The organism is Bradyrhizobium sp., assembly GCF_049691595.1.
In the GTDB taxonomy this organism is placed as follows: Bacteria; Pseudomonadota; Alphaproteobacteria; order Rhizobiales; family Xanthobacteraceae; genus Bradyrhizobium.
In genome coordinates this window covers 1-9,217 of sequence record NZ_JBAVNZ010000359.1, presented here as the reverse complement: position 1 = coordinate 9,217, position 9,217 = coordinate 1, and the positions used below count along the sequence as shown (strand labels likewise).

Here is a 9,217-nt window from a genome sequence, read left to right as displayed (position 1 = left end):
CGCCGAGATCGATCGCGATGTCGCCGCGGGGGTGATTGGTGCTTCCGAAGCGGAGGCTGCGCGTGTCGAAATCGGCCGCCGGCTGCTCGCGGCGGTGGACGGCCAGCGCGATCCGCCCGCGCGGTCGCATCGCGGATTGCGTCGTGCGGCCGCCATTCTGGCGCTCGTCGGCCTGCCCGTTGTGGCGATGGCTCTCTATCTTCCGCTCGGTTCGCCGCAGCTCGGTGATTTTCCGCTGGGGCAGCGCACCAGGGTAGCTGATGCGACGCAACCGCTCGCCAATCTGGTGGCCCAGGTCGAGGCGCATCTGGAAAAGAATCCGACCGACGGCCGCGGCTGGAACGTGCTGGCGCCGGTGCTGGCGCGATTAGGCCGCTACGACGATGCGGTTCGCGCCTATCGCAATTCGATCGCCTATAATGGCGACGGTGCCGAGCGCCGCTCCGATCTTGGCGAGGCCCTGGCGGGGGCGGCGGGCGGCGTAGTCACGGCCGAGGCCAAGGCGGAGTTCGAGCGCGCGGTCGCGTTGGCCGCCGACGATGTCAAGGCCAACTATTTTCTCGGCGTTGCCGCCGAGCAGGACGGCCGGCAAGGCGAGGCGGCCACGATCTGGCGGGCGATGCTGGAAAAGGCGCCGGCGGACGCGCCATGGCGGCCGCTGGTTCAGGCCGCGCTGGCGAGGGTCGGCGCTCCGGCCGCGCCGTCGTTGCCGGACAACGCGATGGCCGCGGCCAGGGACATGAATGAGGCCGACCGCGGCGCGATGATCCGCGGCATGGTCGATCGCCTTGCAACGCGGCTGAAACAGAACGGCGACGATGTCGAGGGGTGGTTGCGGCTGATAAGGGCCTATATGGTCATGGGCGAGCGCGACAAGGCGGCGAGCGCGCTCGCCGACGCCCGCCAGGCCGTCGCCAGTGATGCGCAACGATTGCGCCAGCTCAATGAAGGCCTGAAGAATCTGGGGCTGGATGGATGAAGATGCCAATGCCAATGCACAAGACGGCAGGATCCGATGACGCGTAAGCAGCGACGGTTGACCATGATTGGCGGTTCGCTCGCGGTGCTCGCGGTCGCGGTCGCGATGGTGCTGAATGCCATGCGCGATTCGATCGTGTTCTTCTCCACGCCCTCGATGGTCGCCGAGAAGCATATCGGTACAGGCCAACGTTTCCGCCTCGGCGGACTGGTGCAGCCGGGTTCGCTGGTGCGTGGCGATAATCTCGCGGTCGGCTTCAGCGTGGCCGACGGCAGCGCCACGCTGAAGGTCACCTACAAGGGAATTTTGCCGGACCTGTTCCGCGAAGGGCAGGGCGTCGTCGCCGAGGGCGCGCTCGACCCATCCGGCGTGTTCAGGGCGGACACCGTGCTCGCCAAGCATGACGAGACCTACATGCCCAGGGATGTCGCGGACGCGCTGAAGAAGCAGGGGCATTGGAAAGACGATTACAACGGCAAGCCGAGCGCCTCGGTCGCGCCGTCGCCGATGCAGGGGGTGACGCGGTGACCGCCGAAGCCGGGCATTACGCGCTGGTGCTCGCACTCGCGCTGGCGCTGATCCAGTCGACGGTGCCGATGGCCGGCGCGCGCTGGCACGATACTGCCCTGATGAATGTCGCGCGTTCGACGGCGCTGGCGCAATTGCTGTTCGTGGCGGCGTCGTTTACGGCGCTGGTGATGCTGCACGTCAGCTCGGATTTTTCGGTGGTCAACGTGTTCGAGAATTCCCACTCGCTGAAGCCGCTGATCTACAAGATCACCGGCGTATGGGGCAATCACGAAGGATCGATGCTGCTGTGGGTCTCTATCCTTGCGCTGTTCGGCGGCCTCGTCGCGGCCTTCGGCGGCAATCTGCCGCTGTCGCTGCGCGCCCATGTGCTGGCGGTGCAGGCCTGGATCGCCAGCGCGTTCTACCTGTTCATCCTGATCACCTCGAATCCTTTCCTGCGCATCGCCAATCCGCCGATCGAGGGCCGCGACCTCAATCCGGTGCTGCAGGACATTGGCCTCGCGGTGCATCCGCCGATGCTCTATCTCGGCTATGTCGGCTTCTCGATCTCGTTTTCCTTCGCGGTCGCCGCGCTGATCGAAGGCCGGATCGACGCCGCTTGGGCGCGCTGGGTGCGGCCGTGGACGTTGATGGCCTGGATATGCCTCACGCTCGGCATCGCGATGGGGTCGTACTGGGCCTATTACGAACTCGGCTGGGGCGGCTGGTGGTTCTGGGACCCGGTCGAGAACGCCTCGCTGATGCCGTGGCTGGCGGGTACCGCGTTGTTGCATTCCGCGCTGGTGATGGAAAAGCGCAACGCGCTCAAGGTCTGGACCATCCTGCTGTCGATCCTGACCTTCTCGCTGTCGCTGCTCGGCACCTTCCTGGTGCGCTCGGGCGTGCTGACATCGGTGCATGCGTTTGCGACCGATCCGGCCCGCGGCGTGTTCATCCTTTTGATCCTCTGCCTCTTTATCGGCGGCAGTCTTTCGCTGTTCGCCTGGCGCGCGTCGGCGCTGAAGCAGGGCGGTCTGTTCGCGCCGGTCTCGCGCGAGGGGGCGCTGGTGCTCAACAACCTGTTCCTCTCCGTAGCCTGCGCCACGGTGTTCTTCGGAACACTGTATCCGATGGCGTTTGAAGTCCTGACTGGCGGCAAGATTTCATTCGGCGCGCCATATTTCAACCTCACCTTCGGACCGTTGTTTTTTGCATTGATGATCGTGGTGCCGTTCGGGCCGTTACTGGCGTGGAAACGCGGTGATTTCCTCGGTGCGATGCAGCGACTGATGGCCGGTGGCACCGCGGCCCTGATTTCGATCGCGGTGCTGTGGGCGTGGACGCAGGGCGGCAGCACGTTTGCGCCGATCGCGATCGGGCTTGCGGTGTTCGTCATTGCCGGCGCGCTGAGCGAACTGGCCGAGCGCAGCGGTCTGTTCCGCGTTCCCTTTGCAATCGCGCTGCGGCGCGCAGGCGGCTTGCCGCGCGCGACCTGGGGCTCGGTGTTCGCCCATGCCGGCCTCGGCGTCGCCCTGATCGGGATCGTCTGCGAAACCACCTGGAACAGCGAATATATCGGCGCGATGAAGCCGGATGATGTCGCGAAGGTCGCGGGCTACGAGCTGAAACTCGATGGCGTGACGCAGCATCAGGGGCCGAATTTTCGCGAGATGATCGCCCAGTTCACCGTCAATCTGGACGGCCGGGAGCTCAGCGTGATGACGCCGTCGAAACGCAGTTTTCCCACGCGGGGATCGTCGACCACCGAAGCCGCGCTGCTGACCCGCGGCGCCAGCCAGCTCTATATTTCGCTCGGCGATACCGCGGCCGACGGCGCCATCGCGGTGCGTATCTATCACAAGCCGCTGGTGCTGCTGATCTGGTTCGGTCCGGTGCTGATGGCGTTCGGTGGCCTGCTGTCGCTGTCCGACCGGCGGCTGCGCGTCGGCGCGCCGAAGCCGGCCCGGGCACTGCGCGGATTGCAGGCGGCGGAGTAGAGATGATTAGAGTGGCTGTCAGCGCGGTCCGCGCTGACGCCTGATGTCGGCGATGACTTGTTTGCGTTTGGCAAATCTCTCCGGGTCGGCTGCCTTGCCCTACCCGGCGACCGGCGCCAGCAGATCAAGTGGAATTCCAAGATACCGTGCGATCTTCTGATGCAACTCGATCGGACCCTTGCGGTTGCCGGTTTCCAGATCGGAGAGATAATTCTGAGAGATTCCAACCGCCATAGCGAGTTCTGCCTGGGTCTCTTTGCGAAATTGGCGCAGCACCCGCAGTGGATTTTCACCACGCGCAAGACGATCGACGACATCCTTCGGGAGCACCAATGCGCCGTCGGCGACCTCTCGCTTCGCCCGCGCAACTAGCCGCGCGGTGCCTGAGTCCTCCTCGGCTTCCTGTTCCAAAGCCTTGAGACGTTCATATTCCGCACGCGGAACAATCGCTACTTCGCCGTCTGGCGTGGCCTTGAACTTTACCTTCATCGTGCCCTCTCAATCGTAGATTTCGCGCCGGTGACCAACTGCTGCCACAATGATCGTTTGGCCTTCTTCGTAAAAAATCACGCGCCAGTCGCCCACCCGAAGCCGCGCGCCGGCCTGACCTTTCAGTTTCCTGACGTCGCCGTGCCCCGTCGCGGCGAAAGCATCGAGTTTTTTGATGATGCGTTCCCGAACTTGCGGCGAAAGCTTGAGCAATTGGCGGGTTGCGGTCGGCGTAAATCCAATCTGCCCCATCACGTTTATATCGCATAATGAGATATTGATGTCAAGCCGAAGCTTGATGACGGGGACGCTGATGCGAGGTAGAAGGCGCAGATGAGATCATTGAACTGTATCCTGTTCGCATTCGTCTGCTGGGTTTGCTCGGCTTCTTCGGTCTACGCCGTGCAGCCCGACGAGATCATGGCAGATCCCGCTAAGGAGGCGCGGGCGCGCGATCTGTCGCGCGAGCTGCGCTGCATGGTGTGCCAGAACCAGTCGATCGACGATTCCGACGCGCCCTTGGCGCGCGATCTTCGGCTATTGGTGCGCGAGCGGATCGCGGGCGGCGACGGCGATGCCCAGGTGATCGATTTCCTGGTCGCGCGCTACGGTGAATTCGTGCTGCTGAGGCCGCGCTTCGGTCCGCATACCCTGGTGCCGTGGCTCCTCCCGCCACTGGCGCTGGCGGGAGGAGGCTTCGCACTGTGGCGGTTGAGCCGCCGCCGCGCGAAATCCGCCGCCGCCGGCGGGTCCGCCCCGCGACTGTCGGCCGAGGAAGAGGCGCGCCTGAAGCAGCTGATGGCGGCCGAATCGGCGCCGGACCCGCGGGGGCAGGGGGTCGGCTAAATCCTTCCTTTGGCTGCGCTAAACTGCCGCAACCGGTTGGATTTCCATTACAAAAGTTTAATTCCCCAGCCAGCGCGCGGTAAGGCGGAAAATCCCATCTTCCATTCATCAGGTGCCCGCACCGTCGATTCTGGTTCTGGAGATCTTTCGAAATGACCGACCGCCCCACCGTTTTTTCCTCGCCGCGCCGCGCGCTGCTCTCGGCGCGCAAATTCGCGCTGATGGCCTCCGTCGCTGCCGGTCTCGGCGCCGCCGCCTATGGCTTCAGCCCGTCGCACCTCCCGCCTGATATCTTCACCAGCCCGGCGCATGCCCAGGTCAACAATGAAGTCCGCAAGGTCGCGCAGCCGGTCGGCTTTGCCGACATCGTCGAGCGCGTCAAGCCGTCGGTGATCTCGGTCAAGGTCAATATCGGCGAGAAAACGTCCAGGGACGACAGCGCCAACAATGACGACTCGCCGTTCCAGCCGGGCTCGCCGATGGAGCGCTTCTTCCGCCGTTTTGGCGGGCCTGATGGCTTGCCCCCCGGCCTGCGTGGCGGGCCCCGCGGACGCGGTGGCGCGACCGGTCAGGGTTCGGGCTTCTTCATTTCCGCCGATGGCTATGCGGTGACCAACAATCACGTGGTCGATGGCGCCGACAAGGTCGAAGTCACGACCGACGACGGCAAGACCTATACGGCGAAGGTGATCGGCACCGATCCCCGCACCGACGTCGCGCTGATCAAGGTCGAGGGCGGATCGGACTTCCCCTTCGCCAAGCTTTCCGACAGCAAGCCGCGCATCGGCGACTGGGTGCTGGCGGTCGGTAATCCCTTTGGCCTCGGCGGCACGGTGACCGCCGGCATCGTCTCGGCCCGCGGTCGCGACATCGGCAACGGCCCTTACGACGATTTCATCCAGATCGACGCGCCCGTGAACAAGGGCAACTCCGGTGGACCGGCGTTCGATACTTCGGGTGAGGTGATGGGCGTCAACACCGCGATCTATTCGCCGTCCGGCGGCAGCGTCGGCATCGCGTTCTCGATTCCCGCATCCACCGTGAAGAGCGTGATCGCCCAGCTCAAGGACAAGGGCACCGTCAGCCGTGGCTGGATCGGCGTCCAGATCCAGCCGGTCACCGCCGACATCGCCGACAGTCTCGGTTTGAAGAAGGCGGAAGGCGCGCTGGTTGCGGAGCCCCAGGCCAACGGCCCGGCGGCCAAGGCCGGCATCGAATCCGGTGACGTGATTACCGCGGTCAACGGCGAACCGGTCAAGGACGCCCGTGAACTCGCCCGCACCATCGGCTCGCTTCCGCCCGGCAACGCGGTGAAGCTCAACGTGCTGCACAAGGGCCAGGACAAGGTCGTCAATCTCACCCTCGGCCAGCTGCCGAATACGCTGGAGGCCAAGGCCGGCAATGACAACGACAAGGGTGGCGCGACCCGCGGCACCGACGTGCCGAAGCTCGGCCTGACCGTTGCGCCTGCCAACAGCGTTGCCGGCGCCGGCAAGGAGGGTGTCGTGGTGACCGAGGTCGACCCGAAGAGCGCCGCCGCCGAGCGCGGCTTCAAGGAAGGCGACGTGATCCTCGAAGTTGCCGGCAAGAGCGTTGCCACCGCCGGCGACGTGCGCGAGGCGATCAGTGCCGCGCGCATCGACAACAAGAACAGCGTTCTCATGCGCGTGAAGAGCGGCGGTTCGTCGCGGTTCGTGGCAGTGCCGCTGGCCAAGGGTTAAATATCGAGATGGAGGGTGTCGCCGGCATTAGTCGCCCCCGCCGACGGCTCTTTCCGGGGGGCGAGCCCCAAGCTCGCTCCCTTCAGCTGCCTTTCCGGTGGAATACGCCCCCCTCCGTCGGAAGGGACTAAGGGCGGTGAAGTCCCCCCAGCTTCACCGCCCGCTTTTTTCACGCATTGGAGACAGCGTCCGGTCGCCTTGCATGTCGATGCCGACCGCGCCATGGTGACAGGAAGCCAATCCCGTGACTGCAACCGCCCGTCAGATGCGCCTGTTGATCATCGAAGATGACCGCGAGTCGGCCGACTATCTCGTCAAGGCATTCCGCGAAGTCGGCCACGTCGCCGATCTCGCCGGCGATGGCGAGGAGGGCCTGGCGATGGCCGAAAGCGGCGACTATGACGTGCTGGTGGTCGACCGCATGCTGCCAAAGCGCGACGGCCTGTCGCTGATCGGCGCGCTGCGCGAGAACGGCAACCGCACGCCGGTCCTGATCCTCTCGGCGCTCGGCCAGGTCGACGACCGCATCAAGGGCCTGCGCGCCGGCGGCGACGATTATCTGCCAAAACCCTATTCATTCGCCGAACTGCTGGCACGCGTCGAAGTGCTGTCGCGCCGCCTTGGCGGGCCGGCGGAAGAAACCACCTATCGCGTCGGCGATCTCGAACTGGACCGGCTCTCGCACCGCGTCGCCCGCGGCAAGGACGAACTGACGCTGCAGCCGCGCGAATTCCGGCTGCTCGAATATCTGATGAAGCACGCCGGCCAGGTGGTGACGCGCACCATGCTGCTGGAAAACGTCTGGGACTATCATTTCGATCCGCAGACCAACGTGATCGACGTTCATATCTCGCGGCTGCGCTCCAAGATCGACAAGGGTTTTGAGCGGCCCTTGCTGCACACGATCCGCGGGGCGGGATACATGATCCGTGACGGCATTCGGTAAGAAGCTGGCTCAATAGCTGGATAGAGGCGCGTGCATAAACATGCCGAACCATTCTGTATCTGAACCATTCTGTATCTGGCGGGGGCCGGCGTTTCATTCTATACTGTCAGCATGACACTCCAGGCGCTTACATCGGCTTTTGATTTGTTTTCGGCGCAGACTCCTCACTTGACGGGAGCTCCTGAGGCCGAGCTCGAATTTATGGATTTAGCAAAGGATCAGATCGAAGAACTCTCGCAGATGGTCCGCGATCGGAAGGTCCACGCTGCTCTTCAAAAGACAGCAATATCCACGTCATTCAGAGACTTGGCCGCTGAAGGGCCCGGGTCAGTCGCGGCAGGTCTCGCTCAACTGAACGCTATTATTTCCGATTTCGACAAGATGATCGCAAAAGGGCGAAACGACATAGCGGAACAAGAGGCGGCCTTTGATCGAGAGATGGCGCGTCTAGCCCCCCAGGCGGTGGAAACCGTTCGCCGAACCCGAAAACAGATCAATCGGTTTTTTAAGCTTGCTGGCGAGCTACACAACGAGACAGTTGAATTTTATTACTTCCTTCTGGCGCTTCGCGCCGAATACGATGCAGACGCCAAGGGCGGGCCTTCCTTTAAGGACCGCGGAAGCCTTGTCGCCTATCTGCGCGAGCAGATGAAGGCATGACGACTGAGGTTACGCCGACCAAAGCTTTCCTCAAAGACTTGAAGCGCCTGGGCGGCGAATCCCGTCAAGAGCAGGTGTTTGACGCGATCGGACGGTTTATCGAGAATCCGAGGTCGCCCGGTCTCAACTTCGAGCAAATAAGGAGCAAGAAAGGATATTTCTCGATCCGCGCTAACTATCATGATCGAATCTTGCTCAGGGAAACCGGTCCATGGAAATACGATGCGGTCGCGATCGGAAACCACGACTACATCTACGGATCGTACTTTCGCGGTCGTTGACGGCCGTAAACGCCGGCGGGCAGCAATGGAAGATAGCGCAGCAAGCACAAGCGATGCAGTCCTGTGTCCGCAGGGTTCGTGTCGCCAAGGACCTGAACATTTTGTCACTTTAGCCAGGCATCGGCAGCAACTAGAGTCAGGTCCCATAAATGACCTTGAGGCTTTCCAATTGCTGAAGACCGATTCGTGACGGCATTCGGTAAGCTGATCCGGACCACGGCGTTCCGCCTGACGCTGGTCTATCTGCTTTTGTTCGCGCTGTTCGCGGCGTCGCTGCTGGCCTATTTCGCCTGGAACACGCGCCGCCTGATCACCGAGCAGATCACCACGATGGTCAATGCGGAAGCCAGCGAGATCAGCGACATCTATGCGCGGAGCGGGCTGCGCGGCCTCGTCCTGACGATCGAGAACCGGGCGCTGCGGCCAGGCGCCAACCTCTATCTCGTGACGACGCCGAGCGGGCAGGCGATCGGCGGCAATGTCGGCTCGCTGGCGCCGGGCGTGATGGCGACCTCGGGCTGGTCCGAGATCGTTTACCGCAGGCTTGACGACCAGGACAGCGTGGATCATAGGGCGCTGGTGCGTGTCACCGAGATGACCAACGGCTTCCGGCTCCTGATCGGGCGCGATCTGGAGGAACGGCGGCGGCTGTTCGGGATCGTCGCCAAGGCCGCGCAATGGTCGATCCTGGTGGTGGTGGTGCTTGGCATTGGCGGCGGCATCTTCGTGGCGCGGCGGGTGCTGCGACGGATCGACGCCATGACCGGCACCACCCGGCGCATCATGGC

Annotated in this window: 10 protein-coding genes and 1 pseudogene; 9 read left to right on the top strand and 2 right to left on the bottom strand. The window is 63.6% G+C overall.

Annotated features, from left to right (window positions below):
* From ccmI to WCE35_RS15805, 3 genes are all read left to right on the top strand, one after another.
* A partial coding sequence (ccmI, locus tag WCE35_RS15815) for a c-type cytochrome biogenesis protein CcmI (RefSeq protein WP_424594279.1) occupies nucleotides 1–979 on the top strand: 979 nt, incomplete at its 5' end.
* A 36-nt stretch (nucleotides 980–1,015) separates the two neighbouring features.
* Nucleotides 1,016–1,507 carry a cytochrome c maturation protein CcmE gene (gene ccmE / locus WCE35_RS15810; RefSeq protein WP_424594278.1) on the top strand — a complete coding sequence of 164 codons (492 nt, stop codon included), beginning with the start codon at nucleotides 1,016–1,018 and terminating at the stop codon, nucleotides 1,505–1,507.
* Nucleotides 1,504–3,486 (top strand): heme lyase CcmF/NrfE family subunit, encoded by a 1,983-nt coding sequence (locus WCE35_RS15805; RefSeq protein WP_424594277.1) that lies wholly within the window; start codon nucleotides 1,504–1,506, stop codon nucleotides 3,484–3,486. The genes ccmE and WCE35_RS15805 overlap by 4 nt, the downstream gene beginning before the upstream one ends.
* A gap of 99 nt (nucleotides 3,487–3,585) precedes the next feature.
* Here the strand turns inward: WCE35_RS15805 and WCE35_RS15800 are convergent, their stop codons facing one another.
* Together WCE35_RS15800 and WCE35_RS15795 are read right to left on the bottom strand one after the other, a co-directional pair.
* A complete protein-coding gene (locus WCE35_RS15800; protein ID WP_424594276.1) occupies nucleotides 3,586–3,975 on the bottom strand; it encodes a helix-turn-helix transcriptional regulator in 390 nt (129 codons plus the stop codon).
* 9 nt (nucleotides 3,976–3,984) lie between these two features.
* Nucleotides 3,985–4,227 carry a type II toxin-antitoxin system RelE family toxin gene (locus WCE35_RS15795; protein WP_424594275.1) on the bottom strand — a complete coding sequence of 81 codons (243 nt, stop codon included), beginning with the start codon at nucleotides 4,225–4,227 and terminating at the stop codon, nucleotides 3,985–3,987.
* An 81-nt stretch (nucleotides 4,228–4,308) separates the two neighbouring features.
* Here WCE35_RS15795 and WCE35_RS15790 point away from each other — a divergent pair, with 81 nt between their 5' ends.
* The 6 genes and pseudogenes from WCE35_RS15790 to WCE35_RS15765 all read left to right on the top strand — a co-directional run.
* A complete protein-coding gene (locus WCE35_RS15790; protein ID WP_424594274.1) occupies nucleotides 4,309–4,821 on the top strand; it encodes a cytochrome c-type biogenesis protein in 513 nt (170 codons plus the stop codon).
* Nucleotides 4,822–4,973: 152 nt separating this feature from the next.
* Nucleotides 4,974–6,542, top strand: coding sequence for a Do family serine endopeptidase (locus tag WCE35_RS15785; RefSeq protein ID WP_424594273.1), 1,569 nt, complete (start codon nucleotides 4,974–4,976; stop codon nucleotides 6,540–6,542).
* A gap of 265 nt (nucleotides 6,543–6,807) precedes the next feature.
* Entirely contained in the window at nucleotides 6,808–7,488 is a 681-nt protein-coding gene (locus tag WCE35_RS15780; RefSeq protein WP_424594280.1) for a response regulator transcription factor, read from the top strand.
* A gap of 111 nt (nucleotides 7,489–7,599) precedes the next feature.
* Complete coding sequence (locus WCE35_RS15775; RefSeq protein ID WP_424594272.1) at nucleotides 7,600–8,148, top strand: hypothetical protein; 549 nt, start codon at nucleotides 7,600–7,602, stop codon at nucleotides 8,146–8,148.
* Complete coding sequence (locus tag WCE35_RS15770; RefSeq protein ID WP_424594271.1) at nucleotides 8,145–8,429, top strand: type II toxin-antitoxin system RelE family toxin; 285 nt, start codon at nucleotides 8,145–8,147, stop codon at nucleotides 8,427–8,429. Before WCE35_RS15775 ends, WCE35_RS15770 begins: the two co-directional genes overlap by 4 nt.
* 186 nt (nucleotides 8,430–8,615) lie before the next feature.
* A pseudogene (locus WCE35_RS15765) lies at nucleotides 8,616–9,217 on the top strand (two-component sensor histidine kinase); the annotation flags it as partial.